The organism is Streptomyces brasiliensis (genome assembly GCF_014647875.1).
GTDB classification, from domain to species: domain Bacteria; phylum Actinomycetota; class Actinomycetes; order Streptomycetales; family Streptomycetaceae; genus Streptomyces; species Streptomyces brasiliensis.
This window is the reverse complement of the sequence record NZ_BMQA01000004.1, coordinates 206692-226564: the sequence shown is the minus strand read 5'-3', so window position 1 is coordinate 226564 and position 19873 is coordinate 206692. Positions and strand designations below refer to the sequence as shown.

Annotated in this window: 18 protein-coding genes and 2 pseudogenes; 11 read left to right on the top strand and 9 right to left on the bottom strand. The window is 72.0% G+C overall.

Features of this window, described 5'->3' with window-relative positions; genetic code table 11:
* Positions 1 to 78 precede the first annotated feature (78 nt).
* Both IEZ19_RS08760 and IEZ19_RS08755 read left to right on the top strand, forming a co-directional pair.
* Complete coding sequence (locus IEZ19_RS08760; RefSeq protein WP_189310511.1) at positions 79 to 864, top strand: electron transfer flavoprotein subunit beta/FixA family protein; 786 nt, start codon at positions 79 to 81, stop codon at positions 862 to 864.
* A 53-nt stretch (positions 865 to 917) separates the two neighbouring features.
* Positions 918 to 1880: an electron transfer flavoprotein subunit alpha/FixB family protein gene (locus IEZ19_RS08755; RefSeq protein WP_189310510.1), complete on the top strand. Its 963-nt coding sequence runs from the start codon at positions 918 to 920 to the stop codon at positions 1878 to 1880.
* Positions 1881 to 1940: 60 nt separating this feature from the next.
* On the opposite strand, the gene IEZ19_RS08750 is transcribed toward IEZ19_RS08755, so the two are convergent.
* Positions 1941 to 2825 carry an endonuclease/exonuclease/phosphatase family protein gene (locus IEZ19_RS08750; protein ID WP_189310509.1) on the bottom strand — a complete coding sequence of 295 codons (885 nt, stop codon included), beginning with the start codon at positions 2823 to 2825 and terminating at the stop codon, positions 1941 to 1943.
* 189 nt (positions 2826 to 3014) lie between these two features.
* Between IEZ19_RS08750 and IEZ19_RS08745 the strand changes: the two genes are divergently transcribed.
* Together IEZ19_RS08745 and IEZ19_RS54140 are read left to right on the top strand one after the other, a co-directional pair.
* Entirely contained in the window at positions 3015 to 4313 is a 1299-nt protein-coding gene (locus IEZ19_RS08745) for a DUF6986 family protein (protein ID WP_189310508.1), read from the top strand.
* A 27-nt stretch (positions 4314 to 4340) separates the two neighbouring features.
* Positions 4341 to 4520: pseudogene (locus IEZ19_RS54140) on the top strand (serine/threonine-protein kinase); the annotation flags it as partial.
* On the opposite strand, the pseudogene IEZ19_RS08740 reads toward IEZ19_RS54140, so the two are convergent.
* Together IEZ19_RS08740 and IEZ19_RS08735 are read right to left on the bottom strand one after the other, a co-directional pair.
* Positions 4466 to 5261, bottom strand: a pseudogene (locus IEZ19_RS08740) (hypothetical protein). The pseudogenes IEZ19_RS54140 and IEZ19_RS08740 overlap by 55 nt on opposite strands.
* A 110-nt stretch (positions 5262 to 5371) precedes the next feature.
* Positions 5372 to 6421 carry a LacI family DNA-binding transcriptional regulator gene (locus IEZ19_RS08735; RefSeq protein ID WP_189310632.1) on the bottom strand — a complete coding sequence of 350 codons (1050 nt, stop codon included), beginning with the start codon at positions 6419 to 6421 and terminating at the stop codon, positions 5372 to 5374.
* Positions 6422 to 6662: 241 nt separating this feature from the next.
* Here IEZ19_RS08735 and IEZ19_RS08730 point away from each other — a divergent pair, with 241 nt between their 5' ends.
* Positions 6663 to 7616: an ROK family protein gene (locus IEZ19_RS08730; RefSeq protein WP_189310507.1), complete on the top strand. Its 954-nt coding sequence runs from the start codon at positions 6663 to 6665 to the stop codon at positions 7614 to 7616.
* Between the two features lie 354 nt (positions 7617 to 7970).
* Here the strand turns inward: IEZ19_RS08730 and IEZ19_RS08725 are convergent, their stop codons facing one another.
* On the bottom strand, positions 7971 to 10001 hold the full coding sequence (locus tag IEZ19_RS08725; protein ID WP_189310506.1) for an NPCBM/NEW2 domain-containing protein: 2031 nt from the start codon (positions 9999 to 10001) through the stop codon (positions 7971 to 7973).
* 157 nt (positions 10002 to 10158) lie between these two features.
* The gene (locus tag IEZ19_RS08720; RefSeq protein ID WP_229840090.1) at positions 10159 to 10584 is read right to left on the bottom strand and encodes a hypothetical protein; all 426 of its coding nucleotides are present in this window, start codon (positions 10582 to 10584) and stop codon (positions 10159 to 10161) included.
* Here IEZ19_RS08720 and IEZ19_RS08715 point away from each other — a divergent pair.
* Positions 10568 to 10762 carry a hypothetical protein gene (locus IEZ19_RS08715; protein ID WP_189310505.1) on the top strand — a complete coding sequence of 65 codons (195 nt, stop codon included), beginning with the start codon at positions 10568 to 10570 and terminating at the stop codon, positions 10760 to 10762. The genes IEZ19_RS08720 and IEZ19_RS08715 overlap by 17 nt on opposite strands.
* Positions 10763 to 10904: 142 nt before the next feature.
* The gene (locus IEZ19_RS08710; RefSeq protein ID WP_189310504.1) at positions 10905 to 11945 is read left to right on the top strand and encodes an NUDIX hydrolase; all 1041 of its coding nucleotides are present in this window, start codon (positions 10905 to 10907) and stop codon (positions 11943 to 11945) included.
* Positions 11946 to 11970: 25 nt separating this feature from the next.
* On the opposite strand, the gene IEZ19_RS08705 is transcribed toward IEZ19_RS08710, so the two are convergent.
* The 3 genes from IEZ19_RS08705 to IEZ19_RS08695 form a co-directional block, all read right to left on the bottom strand.
* Positions 11971 to 12999, bottom strand: a complete 1029-nt coding sequence (locus tag IEZ19_RS08705; RefSeq protein WP_189310503.1) for a protein kinase family protein — start codon at positions 12997 to 12999, stop codon at positions 11971 to 11973.
* A gap of 10 nt (positions 13000 to 13009) precedes the next feature.
* Complete coding sequence (locus tag IEZ19_RS08700; RefSeq protein ID WP_189310502.1) at positions 13010 to 13726, bottom strand: MBL fold metallo-hydrolase; 717 nt, start codon at positions 13724 to 13726, stop codon at positions 13010 to 13012.
* Between the two features lie 62 nt (positions 13727 to 13788).
* Positions 13789 to 15144, bottom strand: a complete 1356-nt coding sequence (locus IEZ19_RS08695) for a dipeptidase (protein ID WP_189310501.1) — start codon at positions 15142 to 15144, stop codon at positions 13789 to 13791.
* 132 nt (positions 15145 to 15276) lie between these two features.
* On the opposite strand from IEZ19_RS08695, the gene IEZ19_RS08690 reads away from it, so the two are divergent.
* On the top strand, positions 15277 to 16545 hold the full coding sequence (locus IEZ19_RS08690; protein WP_189310500.1) for a geranylgeranyl reductase family protein: 1269 nt from the start codon (positions 15277 to 15279) through the stop codon (positions 16543 to 16545).
* Here IEZ19_RS08690 and IEZ19_RS08685 read toward each other — a convergent pair.
* Positions 16535 to 16984: a nitroreductase family deazaflavin-dependent oxidoreductase gene (locus IEZ19_RS08685; protein WP_189310499.1), complete on the bottom strand. Its 450-nt coding sequence runs from the start codon at positions 16982 to 16984 to the stop codon at positions 16535 to 16537. The two genes, IEZ19_RS08690 and IEZ19_RS08685, sit on opposite strands and share 11 nt — an antisense overlap.
* 138 nt (positions 16985 to 17122) lie before the next feature.
* Here IEZ19_RS08685 and IEZ19_RS08680 point away from each other — a divergent pair, with 138 nt between their 5' ends.
* The 3 genes from IEZ19_RS08680 (at position 17123) to IEZ19_RS08670 (ending at position 19858) form a co-directional block, all read left to right on the top strand.
* Positions 17123 to 17809 (top strand): TetR/AcrR family transcriptional regulator, encoded by a 687-nt coding sequence (locus tag IEZ19_RS08680; RefSeq protein WP_189310498.1) that lies wholly within the window; start codon positions 17123 to 17125, stop codon positions 17807 to 17809.
* 142 nt (positions 17810 to 17951) lie between these two features.
* Positions 17952 to 19196, top strand: a complete 1245-nt coding sequence (locus IEZ19_RS08675; RefSeq protein WP_229840088.1) for a sensor histidine kinase — start codon at positions 17952 to 17954, stop codon at positions 19194 to 19196.
* Entirely contained in the window at positions 19193 to 19858 is a 666-nt protein-coding gene (locus IEZ19_RS08670) for a response regulator transcription factor (protein WP_189310496.1), read from the top strand. The genes IEZ19_RS08675 and IEZ19_RS08670 overlap by 4 nt, the downstream gene beginning before the upstream one ends.
* The last annotated feature ends 15 nt before the right edge of the window (positions 19859 to 19873 follow it).

Here is a 19873-nt window from a genome sequence, read left to right as displayed (position 1 = left end):
CCGGGATCGGCCGCTTCAGGCGCCTATGCTGCCTGCAAGAGGCAGCCCAGATAGAGACGATGCAGTAGGAGAGCCGGCGTGAGCTTGAGGATCGTTGTCACTGTGAAGTACGTGCCCGACGCCACTGGCGACCGGCACTTCGCCGATGACCTGACCGTCGACCGCGATGACGTGGACGGTCTGCTCTCCGAGCTGGACGAGTACGCGGTCGAGCAGGCGCTGCAGATTGCCGAGGATGCGGACGACGCCGAGGTGACCGTGTTGACCGTGGGTCCGGAGGACGCCAAGGACGCGCTGCGCAAGGCGCTGTCGATGGGTGCGGACAAGGCGATCCATGTGGAGGACGAGGACCTGCACGGCACGGACGTCATCGGTACCTCGCTGGTTTTGGCCAAGGCGATCGAGAAGGCCGGCTACGACCTGGTGATCTCCGGGATGGCCTCGACGGACGGCACTGCTGGTGTGGTTCCGGCGTTGCTCGCGGAGCGTCTGGGTGTCCCGCAGGTCACCCTGCTGTCGGAGGTGTCGGTCGAGGACGGCATCGTCAGCGGCCGCCGGGACGGTGATGCCGCCTCCGAGCAGCTCGAGGCGTCGCTGCCGGCGGTGGTGTCGGTGACCGACCAGTCGGGCGAGGCGCGTTACCCGTCGTTCAAGGGCATCATGGCGGCGAAGAAGAAGCCGGTGCAGGCCTGGGATCTGTCCGATCTGGACATCGACGCCGGCGAGGTCGGTCTCGAGGGCTCCTGCACCAAGGTCGACGCCGTGGCCGCGCGTCCGGCCCGCACGGCCGGCACGATCGTCAAGGACGAGGGCGAGGGCGGCAAGCAGCTCGCTGAGTTCCTCGCGAGCCAGAAGTTCATCTGAGGGCTCGTCCCCGCTGACCGCCCGTCAACTGATTTGAGCAGGAGAGCATTCCCATGGCTGAAGTCCTCGTCTACGTCGACCACGCAGGCGGCGTGGTCCGTAAGCCCACCCTGGAGCTGTTGACCCTGGCCCGCCGTATCGGTGAGCCGGTCGCGGTCGCGCTCGGTGCGGGTGGCGCCGACACGGCTGCCACGCTTGCCGAGCACGGTGCGGTGCGGGTGCTGACGCACGACGCCGCCGAGTACGCCGACTATCTGGTCGTGCCGAAGGTCGATGCGCTGCAGGCCGCCTACGAGGCCGTGTCCCCGGCGGCCGTGCTGGTGCCGTCCTCGGCGGAGGGCAAGGAGATCGCCGCGCGTCTGGCGCTGCGGATCGGGTCGGGCGTCATCACCGACGCCATCGACGTGGAGGCCTCCGAGGAGGGTCCGGTGGCCACCCAGTCGGTGTTCGCGGCGTCGTTCACCACCACGTCCCGTGTCATCAAGGGCACGCCGGTCATCACGGTCAAGCCGAACAGCGCGGCCGTGGAGGCCGCTCCGGCCGCCGGCGCGGTCGAGGCCCTGAACGTGTCCTTCTCGCAGAAGGCGACCGGCACCAAGGTCACCAGCCGCACCCCGCGTGAGTCGACGGGGCGTCCGGAGCTGACCGAGGCGGCGATCGTGGTCTCCGGTGGCCGTGGTGTCAACGGTGCGGAGAACTTCGCGATCATCGAGGCGCTCGCGGACTCCCTCGGTGCCGCGGTGGGTGCCTCGCGGGCGGCGGTGGACGCGGGCTGGTACCCGCACACCAACCAGGTCGGCCAGACCGGCAAGTCGGTCTCTCCGCAGCTGTATATCGCGTCCGGTATCTCGGGTGCGATCCAGCACCGGGCCGGTATGCAGACCTCGAAGACGATCGTGGCGATCAACAAGGACGCCGAGGCCCCGATCTTCGACCTGGTCGACTACGGCGTGGTCGGCGACCTCTTCGACGTCGTCCCGCAGCTCACCGAGGAGATCAACACCCGCAAGGGCTGATCGCCGCCGGACTGCCGAAGGCCCTCGTGACCGTGCGCCGGTCACGAGGGCCTTCGTGTGTCACAGGGTCAGGGACGCCTGGACAGGCAGGTGGTCGCTCGGGAACTGGCCGCCCCGCGAGAACGTGTTGATCGTCGCCCGGCGAGTGACGGCGCCGGGTGAGGTCAGGATCCAGTCGATGCGGTCGCCGTCCGGCACGAGGGGCCGGTAGCCGTGGAAGGTGCTGTACAGCGGGCCGCGTTCGGCTGCCGCGTCCCAGGTGTCGACGAGTCCGGCGGCCAGCAGGGTGTCGTAGGCGGCGTTCTTGTGGGCGGCGGCGTTGAAGTCGCCGGTCACGACGAGGGGCAGGGAGCCGAACTCGGCGATCCGCCGGGCGATGAGCGAGGCGCCGCGCTCGCGTGCGTACTGGCTCGCGTGGTCGAGGTGCGTGTTGAGGACGCGGAATTCCCGGCCGGCGCGCCGATCGCGGAAGCGGACCCAGGTGACGATGCGGGGGAACGCGGCGCCCCAGGTGTTCGAGCCGATCTCCCTGGGTGTGTCGGAGAGCCAGAAGGTGTCGTGCTCGACGGGAGCCAGGCGCCGGGTGTCGTAGAAGAGGGCCACGGACTCGTCGCGGCTGCCGCCCTCGCGGCCGGTGCCGATCCAGTCGTAGTGCGGTCCGAGATCGGCGTCGATGTCGCGCAGTTGCTGGTAGAGGCCCTCCTGGGTGCCGAGGACGGTGGGTGCCTCCCGGCGTAAGAGCTCACGCATCACCGGGCGGCGGACGGTCCAGCTGTTGGGCTCGGTGGTGCTCGCGAAGCGCAGGTTGAACGTCATGACCTCCAGGCGGAGGTCGGCGGGCCGGGCGGCGGACGCGGGCAGCGTGCCGAGCAGCGGGGTGACGACGGTGGCGGCGAAAACCGTTCGCAGCCCCATGCGTCGCGTCATTGCGTGGGTGTCCGGCATGTGAATCCCTCCCGACGGGTCAGGATGAGGGTGCGGGCCGATGTGCGAAAGGGCGCGTAGAGGTACTTGTCAGCCGGAGTGAACGCGGCCGATCAGCCTGTGGACGGGGTGTTGACCAGCGAGAAGCCGCACAGATAACTTCGTTCTACGGATTGTTGATTCCGTATAGCGGAAAATGGAGGGTGTGGTATGGGTCAGCAGGAGAAGGTGACGACGAGTCTCACTGGCTCCGTCAGCGAAAAGATCAGCGCCTCCCTCGCCCCGGTCGACGCCGAACTGGAGCGCGCCTACCCCGGAGACCCCGGCACCCGCCAGCCCGTCCACACCGTCTACGTCCCCGGTGACGTCTTCGCCGCCGACACCCTCCGCTCCTGGGGCGACCGGGCCCTCGCCGCCCTCGACGAACACGCCCCGGACGCCGCCTCCTTCGCCGCCGTACTGGGGCTGCCCGACGGCCTCGCCGAACCCGTCCACTCCCGCGTCCGCGCCAAGCTGGAGCGCGAGCCGATCGAAGACCTGCGCGTCGATTTCGAGGACGGCTACGGCCCCCGCCCCGACACCGAGGAGGACGAGGCCGCCGCCCGTGCGGCCCGGCTGATCGCCGAGGCCTGCGCCACGGGCACGGCGGCCCCGTACATGGGCATCCGCATGAAGTGCCTGGAGGCCGCGGTGCGCGACCGGGGCATCCGCACCCTCGACGTCTTCCTCACCGGGCTGATCGAGGCGGGCGGGCTGCCCGAGGGCCTGGTGCTGACCCTGCCGAAGGTGACGTACCCCGAACAGGTCACCGCCATGGTCCGCCTCCTCGAGGCCTTCGAGAAGGCGCGCGGACTCGAGCCCGGCCGGATCGGCTTCGAGATCCAGATCGAGACGAGCCAGTCCATCCTGGCCACCGACGGCACCGCGACCGTGGCCCGCATGATCCAGGCCGCCGAGGGCCGGGCCACCGGACTGCACTACGGCACCTTCGACTACAGCGCCTGCCTCGGCGTCTCCGCCGCCTACCAGGCGAGCGACCACCCGGCGGCCGATCACGCCAAGGCGGTCATGCAGGTCGCGGCGGCGGGCACCGGGGTACGGCTGTCGGACGGCTCGACCAACGTACTGCCGGTCGGCCCGACCGAGCAGGTCCACGACGCCTGGCGCCTCCACTACGGCCTCACCCGCCGCGCCCTGGCCCGCGCCTACTACCAGGGCTGGGACATGCACCCCGGCCACCTCCCCACCCGCTACGCCGCCGTCTTCGCCTTCTACCGCGAGGGCTTCGAGCAGGCGGCCGCCCGGCTCGCGCGGTACGCCGGCCGCGTGGGCGGTGACGTCATGGACGAGCCCGCCACGGCCAAGGCCCTCAGCGGCTATCTGCTGCACGGCCTGGACTGCGGTGCCCTCGACCTCGCCGAGGTCTCCGAGGCGACCGGGCTGACCCGGGCCGGCCTCGAGGGGTTCGCGAAGCCGCGGCGGGGCGATCTGACGGTCTCCGGCACGTAGCGGACCTGCCGCAGCCGATGCCGGCCGGGCACCGACCACTTCTACTGCCAGGCGAATCCGGGCCGCCGGGAGACCTACGGCCGGTGGACCAACGTCTGGTGGGCGCAGACCGACGACGACAGCGGAAACACCGGCGTGTACGTCAGCGACGTCTACGCCAAGGGCGGCAGGAACGACGAACCGGTGCCGGGACTGCCGGTCTGCTGACTGCCGACGTACCGTTCCAGACCCGACGCCGTCACCCGTTCCTCCTCCGCGAACACCCGCGTGCCCCGCGCGCAGAGCGACCGGTCCGCGCGCACCCGCGTCACGAGTCCTCGGGCGTGCCGCCGAACAGATCCTTCAACCGCGTCGATTTCCCGAGGAGTTCGGTGAGCAGCGCACGCTGTCCCGGATGTCCGCGGGGCGCGCCGGCGCCGTCGTGCAGTACGCCGTGCCGGTTGACGTACACGAACGCGCCGGCAGCCGCTCGCCCGCGTCCGTCTCGATCCGGATGTCCGATCCGGGCGGCCAAGCACGGTCGTACGCCCGCTCGCTCGCCTCGATCACGGCCAGTTGCCCGGCGTCGAACCACGTGACGAGCAACTCCCGTACCGCGCCCGGCGTGAGGAAGGGCGACGCCGAGACGTAGCCCATGACGCTCACACGCGCCGAGACACCGATGCCGAGACCGATGACCACGCACTTCACCATCGGCACCGGCGAGACGATTCCGGACTCGGCCATTTTGTGGCGCAGCTGGCCCGGGCAGGCGTTGGAGCCGACGGCGAGGACGGGCGTGCGTCCGGCGCGGGCGAAGTCGTCGCCGTCGAGGGGCCACAGACGGTCCCCGTCGAGGAGTCCGGACGCCTCGGGCCAGGCGCCCGGGTAGAGGAGCGGATGGTCCCGGGGGGCCCGGTCCAGCCCCAGGTCCTCCAGTCCCAGCGCCTCCACACTCCGGCCGGCCATGCGCCGCTAGTCCGCCGGGGGCAGCTCGCCCGAGCCACGCATGATCAGCCGGGTCGGCAGTTCGATGCGCTCAGTCCCAGCGCCTCCACACTCCGGCCGGCCATGCGCCGCTAGTCCGCCGGGGGCAGCTCGCCCGAGCCACGCATGATCAGCCGGGTCGGCAGTTCGATGCGCTCCGGTGCGATCAGCGTCCCGTCGAGCTGCCGGAAGAGCCGGTCGGCGGCGGTGCGACCGAGCGCCGCCGCGTCCTGGGCGATCACGGTGACACCCGGGTCGAGCAGATCGGCGAGCTCAATGTCGTCGAAGCCGACGAGGGCGACGGGGCGCCTGTGCCCGGCGAGGACGCGGATCACGGTGACGGTGACCCGGTTGTTGCCGGCGAAGATCGCGGTGACGGGAGACGGGCCGCCGAGCATGTCCACCGCCGCCTGGCGTACCCGCTCCGGGCTGGTGGCGCCCAGCGACATCCACGCGTCCTCGACCGGTATCCCGGCGTCCTCCATCGCGGCCCGGTAGCCGCGCAGTCGCTCGGCCGCGGTGTGGATGCGGGGCATGTCGCCGACGAAGCCGATCCGCCGGTGACCGTGGGCGATCAGATGGGCCACGCCGTCGCGGGCGCCGCCGAAGTTGTCGGACAGGACGACGTCGGCGTCGATCCGCCCGGCCGGGCGGTCCACGAACACCGTCGCCACGCCCGCCTTGATCTCCGGCTCCAGATACCGGTGGTCGTCCCCGGCCGGGATGATCACGAGACCGTCCACACGCCGGGCGCACAGCGCCAGCGCCAGTTCCTGCTCGCGCTCCGGGTCCTCCGCGCTGGAGCCGTTGATCAGCAGCGCGCCATGGGCCCGGGCCACCTCCTCGACCGCGCGGCTGAGCGGGCCGTAGAACGGGTCCGCCAGATCTTCCAGGACCAGGCCGATGCTCGCGGTGCGGCCCTTGCGCAGCACCCGCGCGCTGTCGTTGCGGCGGAAGCCGAGCGCCTCGATGGCCTCCTGGACGCGGCGCTCCGTGTCCGGGGTGACCCCGGGCTCTCCGTTGACGACGCGCGACACCGTCTTGAGCCCCACACCGGCGCGCGCCGCCACGTCCTTCATCGTCGGACGGTTGCCGTAGCGGTTTCCGGGAAGGCGGTCTGCGCGGCGGGTGGTGTCGGGCACGATGCGGCGTCCTGTCCTGTCGTCCGTCTTGTCCACGGGGGCGGTGCTCCCTCGTGCACGGGGGGTGGTGCGTGGGTCCGTGGGTTTGTATGAGGATGTGGAGTCGAGCATAGAGCCTGGACAACGTTGTCAGCTGCAGGGGACACTGTCCACCGCACTTACCGGGCCCAGCCCTCCATGGCGAGACCGGCCTGCCGCTTTCTCTTGGCTTTCTCATGGTTGACGGGGAGATTCGACTCTGATGCACACCGACCTCGTGGCTGCGCTCGACATCGGCGGCACGAAGATCGCCGGCGCGCTGGTGGACGGCCACGGACGGATCCACGTGCGCGCGCAGCGCCCCACGCCCGCGCAGGAGGACGGCGAGTCCGTCATGCGGGCCGTGACGGCGGTGCTCGGCGAACTCGCCGGGTCGCCGCTCTGGGGACGCGCTGACTCCATCGGCATCGGCAGCGCGGGGCCGGTGGACGCCTCCGCGGGCACCGTGAGTCCGGTGAACGTGCCCGGCTGGCGTGGGTTCCCGCTCGTCGAGCGGGTGCGCGAGGCCACCGGTGGTCTGCCGGTCGAGCTGATCGGGGACGGTGTGGCGATCACGGCGGCCGAGCACTGGCAGGGCGCCGCCCGGGGGCACGACAACGCGCTGTGCATGGTGGTCTCCACGGGCGTCGGCGGCGGACTGGTCCTGGGCGGCCGGCTGCACCCCGGACCCACGGGCAACGCGGGTCACATCGGCCACATCAGCGTCGACCTGGACGGCGACCCGTGCCCTTGCGGCTCGCGCGGCTGCGTGGAACGGATCGCCAGCGGTCCGAACATCGCCCGGCGCGCGCTGGACGAGGGCTGGTTGCCGGGCCCCGACGGCGACATGTCCGCGGCGGCGGTCGCGGAGGCCGCCCGCGCCGGGGATCCGGTCGCGGTGGCGTCCTTCGAGCGCGCCGCGCAGGCGCTGGCCGCCGGGATAGCGGCGACCGCGACCCTCGTGGAGATCGACATCGCGGTGATCGGCGGGGGAGTGGGCAAGGCGGGTGACGTCCTGTTCACACCGCTGCACAAGTCCCTCGCCGACTACGCGACCCTGTCCTTCGTGCAGCGGCTGACGGTCGTGCCCGCGCAGATGGGTACGGACGCGGGCCTGGTGGGCGCGGCCGCCGCCGCGCTGGCGAGGAAGCAGGACGCGACCGGGGCGGGGGTGTGAGGCGACTCTCGGGCCTGAGGCGCGGTCTCCAGGTCTGAGGAGGACGTTGGTGCGCAGGGTCCGCCTCACACGCAGAGCCGGCCTCCTGCGCCGGGTGGCTCTCACGTGCGGTGCCGGACCTTTTCGGGCGCAGACGCCGGCCGGGCCTGTCTTGGCCGCGCCGGGTCGGTCGCACGTGCCGAGGGGCCTCGGGTTCGGTCCTCAGGCGCCGGTTGGGTCCGTGCCGGCCGGCGCCTGCCGTGCCGTGCCGATACTCTCCGCGTCCCACCGGCCGGGAAGCCGGACACGACCGTGGGGGTCTGGGTCCGGGCTCCCGGCCGGGGCAGGAACGTACTCGCGCCGGGCGGGCGCGGCTCAGCAGCCGATACGCGCGTCCGCCCAGTCCGCGTGGTCCGAGTCGATGCCGTCGCCGCCGTCGGTGACGACGAGGCGGACCACCTCGGCGCCGGTGACATTCGCCGTGAGCGGCTGGGGCGGCATCGCGTTGGTCAGGACGCCGGTCGAGGCGACCAGGGTGTCGTCCGCCCAGACCTCGAACGCGACGGTGCCGTTCGCGCCCTTCTCGTCGTCGACCCCGACGTCCGCGGTGACCGTCTCGCACGCCTTGCCGGTGTAGTAGGCGACGTCGCTCTGGGCGTGCACGCCGAGGCCCCTGGCGTACACGACGCCGCCCAGGGTGATCGGGTTGCCGTCGCCCGCCGCGCTCTCTCCGTTGCTGGTGTTCCGCTCCACGGGCCCCCAGCCGCTGGTGGCCGACAGCCACGGCAGATCACCGAGGTACGACGTCCCGGACGGGGGCGGCACCACGACGTGCGCGGTCAACGGCAGGCTGCCGGCGACCTCTTGGCCGGTGGGCGAGCGGTAGTCGGCCCGGAGCGTCAGGTCGTACGACCCGGTCGGCGTGCCCGGTGGAGCGGTCACCGTCCAGTCGGTGCGCAGCGAACTCCCGGTCGGCAGGGCGTCCTTGACCGTGGGCGACGCCGGGGTGACGGTCCAGCCCTCTGGCCCGCCGAGAGACACGGAGACCCGCCGGGCGGGGGTGCGGCCGAGGTCGGTGACCGTCGTCGTCAGCGTGGCCGGGGTGCCGGCCTCGACGTACGGGCCGCTGTCCAGGCCGAGTTCGACGGCGGGCGGGTTCGCGGCCCAGCGGCGGTCGGCAGAGACCCGGACCAGAACCGTGCCGTGGGCCGGGACGGTAGCCGAGATGGTGCTCGCGGTGTTGTAACTGCGGTGCTGCCACAGGTCGCGCAGGGTGTAGGCGTCGGCCTCCGGCAGGCCCACGGCCCGGGCCGTCGTCGCGATGCGCTGCGCGCTGCTCGACTCGTTGAACAGCGCGACCGCCCGGCTGCCGTCGCTCATCTCCTTCGCGACGACCCACCGTCCGGCCTCGGACGAGACGACGGTGCCCTGCTTGCCCAGCGGGTCCTGATCGACCGCGATGACTTCCTTGTTGTCCAGGATGTCGAAGGTCGCCTGCGACGCCTTGCGCAGATCGGAGCCGATGAGGAGCGGGGCGGCCATGACCGACCACATCGAGAAGTGCGAGCGGTACTCGGTGTCGGTCATGCCACCGTTGCCGACCTCCAGCATGTCGGGGTCGTTCCAGTGGCCGGGACCGGCGTACGGCGCGAGCGGCAGGTTCTGCTTCAGGATCGACAGCATCGAACCCCAGTTGTCGCTGATGTCGCCGGTCGTGCGCCAGAGTTGACCGATGTCCGTGGCCCACTCCCAGGGCTTGTTCTGGCCCCACTCGCAGATGCTGTAGACGATGGGGCGGCCGGTCGCCTTCAGCGCGTCACGCATGGTGGTGTAGCGCTGCTTGGCGTCCACGCCCTGGTTGTTGCAGTTGTCGTACTTGAGGTAGTCGACGCCCCAGTCCGCGAACTGCTGGGCGTCGCTGTACTCGTGGCCCAGGGCGCCCGGGAAGCCGGCGCTGTTGCACGTCTTCGTGCCGGCACTGGTGTATATGCCGAGCTTGAGCCCCTTGGCGTGGATGTAGTCGGCAACCGCCTTGATCCCGTTGGGGAAACGGGCCGGGTCCGGCACCAACTTGCCGTTCGCGTCGCGGGACGGCAGGGCCCAGCAGTCATCGAGGTTGACGTACTGGTACCCGGCGTCCTTCAGCCCCTTCTCGACGAAGAGGTCGGCGATCCCCTTGACCATGTCCTCGTTGAACTCGGCACGGCAGTGGGTGGAGTTCCAGTTGTTGAAGCCCATCGGCGGGGTGAGGGCGAGGCCGTCGGCCGGGGCGGGCGCGGCGGCGGCCCGGACGGGGACGGCCGCGGCGGGCACGGCGAGCCCGGCGGCGCACAGCAGCGCTGCGGCGAGTGCTCCGACCAGTCTTCGGCGATGGGTGCGGGTCGTGCGGGTGTGAGGGTGACGCATCGTTACGCTCCTCCGACTCGCGAAAGCGAAATGACACCATGTACGCGTCATTGATGTGCGTTCACGGTAGGACGTGTCGGAGTCTGTTGGAAGGGGCTCGACAACGGTTTGGTTGTGTTGAATTGGCGTCCACGCTGCTTCTCGCCGCCGGTTTCCCTCAGGTTTCCCGGAAGCGGCGTGCCAGGTCGCGGTGGTGGGCTGCCCGCCCGCGGGGCGCGGCGGGCAGGTCCGGGCGGCTCTCCAGGGTTCCGGCGAGGCACACGTGCTCGCGGGCCGCGTGTTCGCGGCGCGACGGGCACGTGACGCGTTCCGGGTGCGAGAACGGCATGACATACGGCACGCGCAGGCCGCAGCCCGTCGTGATCTCGGTCGGGAGGTCGGGGGCCAGGCCGAAGGCCGCCGCCAGGATGTGGCGGACCGCCGCGTCGTTGCGGTTCACGTCCGTGTCGACGTGGATGTGCCCGTCGGGTTCGCGCGTGGGGCACTCCTCACCGCGGACGGTGACCCGGTGGCGCCGCTCGCGCCCACCTGCGTGACCCCCGGCCGGTTCCGTAGTTGATCCGGGCATGAAGAAGCGCAGCATGCTCGCCATCGCCTCCCTCGCCACCGGATTCGTCGTGGCCGCGATCACCCCGTCTCAGGGTGCGGACAAGGACCTGCTCGGGGATCTGAACGTCTCGGACACCCTCGGCACGGTCGACCACACCATCAGCCAGGACAGCTTCGCCGCCCCGCACGACGGGCCCGAGGTGCAGGAGTAGGACCGACGGATGCGGCCCGGTGCCGGTGTCCCCACCCCGGGGTCACCGGCACCGGGCCGTGTGCCCTCAACGAGAACTGGTTTCCGTGGCAGTGTGGAGCGGGCAAGCCACAGGGGGCCGACGGAACGGAAGAGGGGGAACCGTGATCGTCTGGATCAACGGTGCGTTCGGTGCGGGGAAGTCCACCACCGCACGGGAACTGGTCGACCTGATCCCGAACAGCACGCTCTTCGACCCTGAGGTCATCAGCGGCACGCTCACGCGGCTGCTGCCCGCCAAACACCTCGCCGAGGTCGGTGACGTCCAGGACGTGCCGATCTGGCGACGACTCGTGATCGACACGGCGGCCGCGATGCTGGCCGAGCTCGGCGGGACCGTCGTCGTCCCCATGACCCTGCTGCGCCAGGACTACCGCGACGAGATCTTCGGCGGACTCGCCGCCCGCCGGATCGGCGTCCGCCATCTGCTCCTCGCCCCGGCGGAAACGATCCTGCGCGAGCGAATAGCCGGGCGGGACATCCCGCCCGACCTGCTGGACGGGGAGATCCGGGTACGGCAGTGGTCGTACGACCGCATCGAGCCGTACCGCGCCGCCCTCGCCTCCTGGCTCACCGCCGACGCCCACCTCGTGGACACCAGCGCCCTCACCCCGTACGAGACGGCCGTCCGCATCGCCGAGGCCGTCGGCAGCGGCGCCGCGCCCGTCTGCGACATCGTGCAGACCCCCGAGCCCACCGCCGAGACGGTCGCGTCCGGTGTGCTGCTCTTCGACGAGCTGGACCGCGTGCTGCTCGTCGACCCCACCTACAAGGCCGGCTGGGAGTTCCCCGGCGGTGTCGTCGAGCCCGGCGAGGCCCCCGCCCGTGCGGGCATGCGCGAGGTCGCCGAGGAGACCGGAATCCGGCTGGACAAGGTGCCACGGTTGCTCGTCGTGGACTGGGAGCCGGCCGCTCCCCCCGGCTACGGCGGACTGCGCCTCCTCTTCGACGGCGGCCGCTTCGACTCCGCCGAGGCCCGCTCTCTGGTGCTGCCCGGCCCCGAACTGCGCGGCTGGCGGTTCGCCACCGAGCAGGAGGCCGCCGAGCTGCTTCCGCCGGTCCGCTACGAGCGGCTGCGCTGGGCCCTGCGCGCCCGCGAGCGCGGCGCCGCGCTGTATCTGGAGGCGGGCGCACCGATGGGCTGACGCCCTGGCAGCTCGACTGCGGATCTCAGAGGGCGACGCCGCTGTAGGCGTACGGGTACGGCGTCAGCCTGCTCTCCTTCTCGAAGCGCCGGCTGAACTCGCCCATGGTCGCGGCGAACGGCGCGTGCCGGGACAGCAACTCGGCCGCGGCGGGCGGGATCCCCTTCGGCCTCGCGCCGTCCGCACAGGCCCGCACGAAGGCGTCGCCCTCCTCGCGGTCGTACCCGTACAGCGCGGTGACCAGCCGGATCACCAAGTGGCGGGCGGTGTCGGCGCGGTCGTAGTGCCGGTGCCGCTCCAGGAAGTCGTGCTCGTCCCTGGCCAGCTGGAAGCGGGGGCTGAGCGCCAGTCCGAAGCCGGCGAGATAGAGCTGCCTGCCGTCGGTGAGGACGTTGCCGAAGTGGGCGTCCAGGTGCAGGAGTTCGCGTGTGTCGAGGAAGTCGACGAGGGTGTCGAGGCCCTGGGCCGCGAAGGTGCAGGCGGCGTCGGCCGCGTCCGTGCGCAGCCGGGCGTCGAGCCAGTCGCGGAGGGTGTACGGGATCCACTCCAGGAACAGGGTCAGGCTCGCGGTCGCCGTGCGCAGGGCCTCGATGCGCTCGCGCAGCTGGTCGGTGCCGCCCCAGTAGGTGACGGCGCGCTCCACGTCGGCGAGTCCGTCCGGCAGGGGACCGGGCGGTCCGGGCAGCACCCGCCAGTGGTGCAGCAGAGGGAAGGCGGGGCAGTGCCCGGCGAGCACCCAGTTCGTCGTCATCGTGTGCGCGGCCAGCTCCCGCCAGGCACCGAAGCCGGGGCTGCCGACGGCACCGGTCCCGTAGTGGCAGAACGACGGCAGCCCGAACAGGTTCGCCGTGGATCTCGCGTTCTCCGGCAGCCGCTCGACGTCGGTGAGCGGCACCCGCTTCACGAAGACGTCTCTGCCCTCGGCCGTGATCCGGACCGATCTGCCGCCGAGCGGGGTGCCCGCCGAAACCAGGTCGGCGAGTTCCCGGTCGCTGCGGAGGGCCAGGGCGGTGGCGATGTCGGTGTGGGCGGTCAGACGCGGGGGGAGTGGCATCCTCCGATGCTCAGTGCGGGGCCTCGTACGTGTCCGCCGCTTTCCGAAGTACTGCCGAAGCTTGACCGGTCACCGGATCACCGTGGCCGAAACAGGCCACGTCCGCGTCCAGTGCGGCCAGCCGGTGGAAGGAGGCGACGGCCCGGGCGCGGTCGAGGTTGAACACACCGAGCATCACCGACCCGGTGACCGGCGCCGCGGCCACTGCGTCCCCGGTGAACAGCACACCGTGCTCGGGGAGATGGAGCGCGATGCTGCCGTCCGTGTGACCGGGGGCGGGGACGACGCGGGCGCCGCCGCCGAAGCCGACCACGTCGCCGTCGGACAGGCCGGCGACCCGCTCCGGACGCACCGGCTCGCCCTGCGGCAGATGTTTCGCGGCCTCGGCGTGGATCGGCCGCTCCCACTCCTCGAACACCGGCGGCGGGCCCGGGAGTTCGCCCCGCACGAACGACGCGTCCAGCCGGTGTGCCAGCACTTCGGCCCCGGTCGTCTCGGCCAGCTCGCCCGCCCCGCCCACGTGGTCCTCGTGGAAATGGGTCAGCACGATCCGCCGTACGTCCGCCGGTGCCCGCCCCAGCGCGGTGATCGCCTCGGCGATCGGCCTGCCGGAGCCGATCGGACCGGCGTCGACGAGCGTCAGCCCGTCGCCGTCGGCCCAGAGGTAGGCCTGGCCGACCGGGAAGCGCAGCAGGTGGAGGCGGGGCAGGATCTCGATGACGTCCATGCGCAGACCGTAGAGAGGGTCCCCGCCCGCGGGCGAGGACCCTCTGCCGAGGGCAGAGCGGTTCAGCCCGCCGCGTAGTTGCGCAGGAACAGCGCCTCCGCCACCGAGAGGCGCTCCAGCTCCTCGGGCGACACGCTCTCGTTCACGGCGTGGATCTGCGCCTCCGGCTCGCTCAGGCCGATGAGCAGGATCTCCGCGTCCGGGTAGAGCCCGGCGAGGGTGTTGCACAGCGGGATCGAGCCGCCCTGACCGGCGTACTGCATCGTCTCGCCCGGGTAGGCCACCGCCATCGCCTCGGCCATCGCCCGGTAGGCGGGGCTGCTCGTGTCGGCGCGGAAGGCCTGGCCCTGGCCTATCTGCTCGGTGCGCACCCGAGCGCCCCACGGCGTGTGCGCCTCCAGGTGGGCCTGCAGCAGCTTGGCGGCCTCGGCCGCGTCCACGCCCGGCGGCACCCGCAGGCTGACCAGGGCGCGGGCGCTCGCCTGCACGGACGGGGTGGCGCCGACGACCGGAGGGGCGTCGATGCCGAGGACCGTGACGGAGGGGCGGGCCCAGATGCGGTCGGCGACCGAGCCCTCGCCGATCAGCCCGACGCCGTCCAGCACCTTGGCGTCCGAACGGAACTGCTCCTCGGTGTACTCCAGGCCCTCCCAGCTCGTCTCGGGGGCGAGGCCGTCGACCGTGGTCGAACCGTCCTCGGCGCGCAGCGAGTCCAGGACGCGGATCAGTGCGGCCAGGGCGTCCGGGGCGGCGCCGCCGAACTGGCCCGAGTGCAGATTGCCCTCCAGGGTGTCGATCTGCACACGGACCAGGGTCATCCCGCGCAGGGTCGTGGTCACGGTGGGCAGGCCGACGCGGAAGTTGCCCGCGTCGCCGATGACGATGGTGTCCGCCGCCAGCAGTTCGGGGTGCTGTTCGGCGTACCGCTCCAGACCGCCCGTGCCCTGCTCCTCGGAGCCCTCGGCGATCACCTTCACGTTCACCGGGACTCCGCCGCCCGCCTTGAGGGCGCGCAGGGCGAGCAGGTGCATGATGACGCCGCCCTTGCAGTCGGCGGCACCGCGGCCGTACCAGCGGCCGTCGCGCTCGGTCAGTTCGAACGGCGGGGTGGTCCAGGCGGCCTCGTCCAGCGGGGGCTGCACGTCGTAGTGGGCGTACAACAGGACCGTCCTGGCGCCCTCCGGGCCCGGCAGGAAGCCGTACACCGACTGCGTTCCGTCCGGGGTGTCGAGCAGGGCGACGTCCTGGAACCCCTCGGCGCGCAGGGCGTCGGCGACCCAGTTCGCGGCGCCCTCGCTCTCGCTCCGGGGGAACTGGTCGAAGTCCGCCACCGACTTGAAGGCCACCAGCTCGGTGAGCTCCGCCTTCGCCCTGGGCAGCAGCGAGGCTACGGTCTCGGCGACCGGATTCGACGACATGGGCACGCTCCTCGTGGGTGCGACGTTGTGGCTGTGAGTACGACCGATACTCCCACAGTGGCCTGCGGCGACGGCCGCCGTAGGATGCGGGGGACAGGTGTGGAGACGGCTTGATCGGAGCAGCGGACCATCGTGAGCGGCGACAACTCTTCGGCGGACGAGGTACAGCGGGTGTGGGACGTCGTCGTGGTGGGCGCGGGACCGGCAGGGGCCTCGGCGGCCTACGCGGCGGCGGTCGCGGGGCGCCGCGTCCTGCTGCTGGAGAAGGCCGAGCTGCCCCGCTACAAGACGTGCGGCGGCGGCATCATCGGCCCCTCGCGCGACGCACTGCCGCCCGGCTTCGAGCTGCCTCTGAAGGACCGCGTGCACGCGGTCACCTTCTCCAACAACGGGCGCTTCACCCGCACACGCCGTTCCCGGCAGATGCTGTTCGGGCTGATCAACCGGCCCGAGTTCGACCAGCAGCTGGTCGAGCACGCGCAGAAGGCGGGCGCCGAACTGCGCACGGGCGCCACGGTGCAGCGGGTCGAGCAGCACGGCTCGGCGGTGCCCGACCGGCGCACGGTGGCCGTCGTCCTCCAGGGCGGCGAGACGATCCTGGCTCGCGCGGTCGTCGGCGCCGACGGCAGCGCCAGCCGCATAGGAGCGCACGTCGGCGTGAAACTGGACCAGGTCGACCTCGGTCTGGAGGCGGAGATCCCGGTGCCGGAGACGGTCGCCGAGGACTGGAAGGGGCGGGTCCTCATCGACTGGGGCCCGATGCCCGGCAGTTACGGCTGGGTCTTCCCCAAGGGCGACACCCTGACCGTCGGCGTGATCTCGGCGCGGGGGGAAGGCGCAGCGACCAAGCGGTACTTGGAGGACCTCATCGCCCGGCTCGGTCTCGCCGGCTTCGAACCGGCCATCTCCTCCGGGCACTTGACCCGCTGCCGCGCCGACGACTCCCCGCTGTCCCGTGGGCGGGTCCTCGTCTGCGGCGACGCGGCCGGGCTGCTTGAGCCCTGGACCCGCGAGGGCATCTCCTTCGCGCTGCGCTCGGGGCGGCTCGCCGGTGAGTGGGCGGTGCGGATCGCCGAGGCGCACGACGCCGTGGACACCCGCCGCCAGGCTCTCAACTACGCCTTCGCCATCAAGGCGGGGCTCGGCGTCGAGATGAGCGTCGGCAAGCGCATGCTCGCGGTGTTCGAGCGCCGGCCCGGGCTCTTCCATGCGGTCCTCACCGGTTTCCGCCCTGCCTGGAACGCCTTCAAGGAGATCACGCAGGGCTCGACGTCCCTGGGTGAGCTCGTCCGCACCCACCCGCTGGCCCACCGCGCCCTGACCGCGCTGGACCGCCGGCCGGCCGCGACCGCGGAGAGCGGGGAGGGCGCGGGGGACGCGCAGGACACGGTCACTTCGTGACGGTGATCCGGAAGACCGGGTGGTCGGGGGCGATGCGGCGCAGCTCCGCGTCGGGGGAGCCGGGGCCGACTCCGTTGAAGAACACCCCGACCTCCATCTTCCAGCGCTTGAGGTAGGCGCGCAGCAGCGGCACTTTCTCGTCGTCGCCGACCTCGGTCGCGGTGAACACGTCCTTGCGCTTGCCCAGGTGCAGCTCGCCGCCGCCGGCCGCGCGCATGTTGTGCGTCCACTGGACGTGCCCGCGCGGGGCGACCAGGTACTGCTGCCCGTCCACGGTCAGCAGGTTCACCGGCGTGGTCCGCCACTGGCCGCTCTTGCGTCCGCGGACCGCGAGGACCCGGGATCCCCACACGCTGATACCCCGGCGGGTCAGCCACGCCACCGCGCGGTTGAAGACGTTGACGGTGAACCAGTCGGGCTTCTGCACGTGCGTGGACATGGCCATTTCCTCCTGGAGGCTCTCTTTTCGAGAGCGGTGCTCTCGCTGATGAACAGTCTGGAGCAGACAGCCGCTCCAGAGCAAGAGCAGTGCTCTCTTTTGTGTGCAGCGCTCTGACTTCATGGCACACTGCTGTGCATGAGCACCACACAGGGCGCCCGCGCGCGAGCCAGGATCGAGGTCACCGCGGCCATCAAGGACGAGGCGCGCAGACGGCTCGCGGCCGACGGCGCGGCCAAGCTCTCGCTACGCGCCGTGGCACGCGAACTCGGCATGGTCTCCTCCGCGCTCTACCGCTACTTCTCCAGCCGCGACGACCTGTTGACCGCACTCATCATCGACGCGTACGACTCCCTCGGCCAGGCCGCGGAGACGGCGCGCGACGCGGCCGCGGGCAGCGCTCCCGTGGCGCGCTGGACGGCCGTGTGCGAGGCGGTGCGCAGCTGGGCGCTGGAGCATCCGCACGAGTACGCGCTGATCTACGGCTCGCCCGTGCCGGGTTACTCGGCGCCCGAGACGACCGTCGCTCCCGCCTCCCGCGTCGCCTTCGCCCTCATCGGCATCGTCCGCGACGCCCACCAGGGTCCCGGCCTCGCCGCCCTCCCCCTCTCCGAGGCGCTGCGGCCCGAGGCCGAGCGGATGGCCGCCGACCTCACCCCGGGCCTTCCGCCCGAGGTGGCGGCCGCGCTGGTGGTGGCCTGGGCGCAGCTCTTCGGGCTGGTGGGGTTCGAACTGTTCGGCCAGTTCCACCGGGTGGTGGAGGACCGCGAGGCGTTCTTCCGGCATGCGGTGACCGGGCTCGCGCACGACGTGGGACTGCGCTAGTGCTGTGGCCGGGAAGGTTTGCCGGGCGTCGCGAGCCGGTGAACCTTTCCGGCCACAGCACCAGCCGCGCCGGCATACTCCCCGGGAAGTACGCGTGATCACCACGCCCGGCTGACGCCCCCACGGCGCGCCGACGTCTAGCGTGGCCGTCATGGAAGAGCAGCGTGTGCGCGGGCCCGGTCCGTCACAGTGGTGGCGGTACGGGCCCCCGTGGTGGCACCGCACCGACGACGCCGAGCCGCCCGCCCCTCGCTGGCCGTGGCGCTCCACCGTGCTGCTCACCGCCTTCGTGCTGATCGGCTCGCACTTCGCCGCGCACGAGCAGATCCACCGTGTCCCGCTCAATGGCTACGCGCGCGTGCTGCTCGTGGTGGCCTCGGGGCTGCTGCTGTGGCGGCAGCGGTACCCGGCCTTCGTGGCGTTCGGTACGGCCGCCACCACGCTGCTCTACCTGGGCGCCGGATACCCCTACGGCCCGGTCTTCCTGGCCGTCGCCGTGGCCTGCTTCAGCGCGATCGTCGCGGGCCGCCGGTGGGCCGCCTGGGTGTCGATGGGGATGCTCTGGGCCGGACATGCCCTCGTCGCGCTCTGGCTCTACCGCTGGCTGCCACCCGCCGGGGACCAGAGCGCGAACATCGGCCAGGAGATCGTCGTCGCGACCTGGGTGGTGGCCATCGTCGCCGTGTCCGAACTGGCCAGAGTGCGACGCGAGCAGTGGGCCCGGGAGCGCGCCGACCGTGCACAGGCGGCCCGGCGGCGCGCGGACGAGGAGCGGCTGCGGATCGCCCGCGAGCTGCACGACGTGCTCGCCCACAGCATCTCCGTCATCAACGTCCAGGCGGGCGTCGGCCTCGCGCTTCTGGACAGCGACCCCGAGCAGGCGCGCGAGGCGCTCACCACTATCAAGGCCGCGAGCAAGGAGGCGCTCGGAGAGGTGCGTCAGGTCCTGGACACCCTGCGTGCCCCCGGTGCCGCGCCGCGCGCCCCCGCGCCCGGCCTGGACCGGCTCCCCGAACTGGTGGAACAGGCGGCCGGCGCGGGCCTCGCCGTCGAGGTCGAGGGCACGGCCCCGCGGCTCGCGCCGGGCGCCGACCTTGCCGCCTTCCGCATCGTCCAGGAGGCCCTCACCAACGTCGTACGGCATTCGGGCTCGCGGCACGCGCGCGTGCGCCTGGAGCACGACGCCGGCACGCTGCGGCTGCGCATCGACGACGACGGGCCCGCGACCGGGGCCGACGCGGGCGGCAGCGGCAACGGGCTGGCCGGAATGCGGGAGCGGGCCGGTGCCCTCGGTGGCACGATCGAGGCGGGCCCGCGCCCCGACGGCGGCTTCCGGGTGCTCGCGGTCCTGCCGTTGCAGGCGAAGGCCAAGGAGGACGACCGGTGATCCGAGTACTGCTCGCCGACGACCAGTCGCTGGTGCGGGCCGGGTTCAGGGCGCTGCTCGACGCGCAGCCCGACATCGAGGTGGCCGGTGAGGCGGCCGACGGCGAGGAGGCCCTGCGCACGGTGCGCGAACTGCGCCCCGACGTCGTCCTGATGGACATCCGCATGCCGCTGCTCGACGGCCTGGCCGCCACCCGGCGGATCACGGAGACGGCGGAGCTCAAGGACGTCAAGGTGGTGATGCTGACCACCTTCGAGCTCGACGAGTACGTCTTCGAGGCGATCCGCTCCGGCGCCTCCGGCTTCCTGGTCAAGGACACCGAGCCGGACGAACTGGTGCGCGCGGTGCGGGCGGTGGTGGAGGGCGACGCGCTGTTGTCACCCGGGGTCACCCGCCGTCTCATCGCCGAGTTCGCGGCCCGTTCCAAGGAACCCGCGGCCGCCGACGCCCTCGGTCAACTCACCGAGCGTGAACGGGAGGTGATGGCCCTGGTCGGCATCGGCCTGTCCAACGAGGAGATCGCCCGCCGCCTGGTCGTCAGCCCGCTCACCGCCAAGACCCACGTGAGCCGCACGATGGTGAAACTCGGCGCCCGAGACCGCGCCCAACTCGTCGTGCTGGCCTACGAGTCGGGGCTGGTACGGCCCGGCTGGCTGGGCTGAGCCCCGCACCCCGAA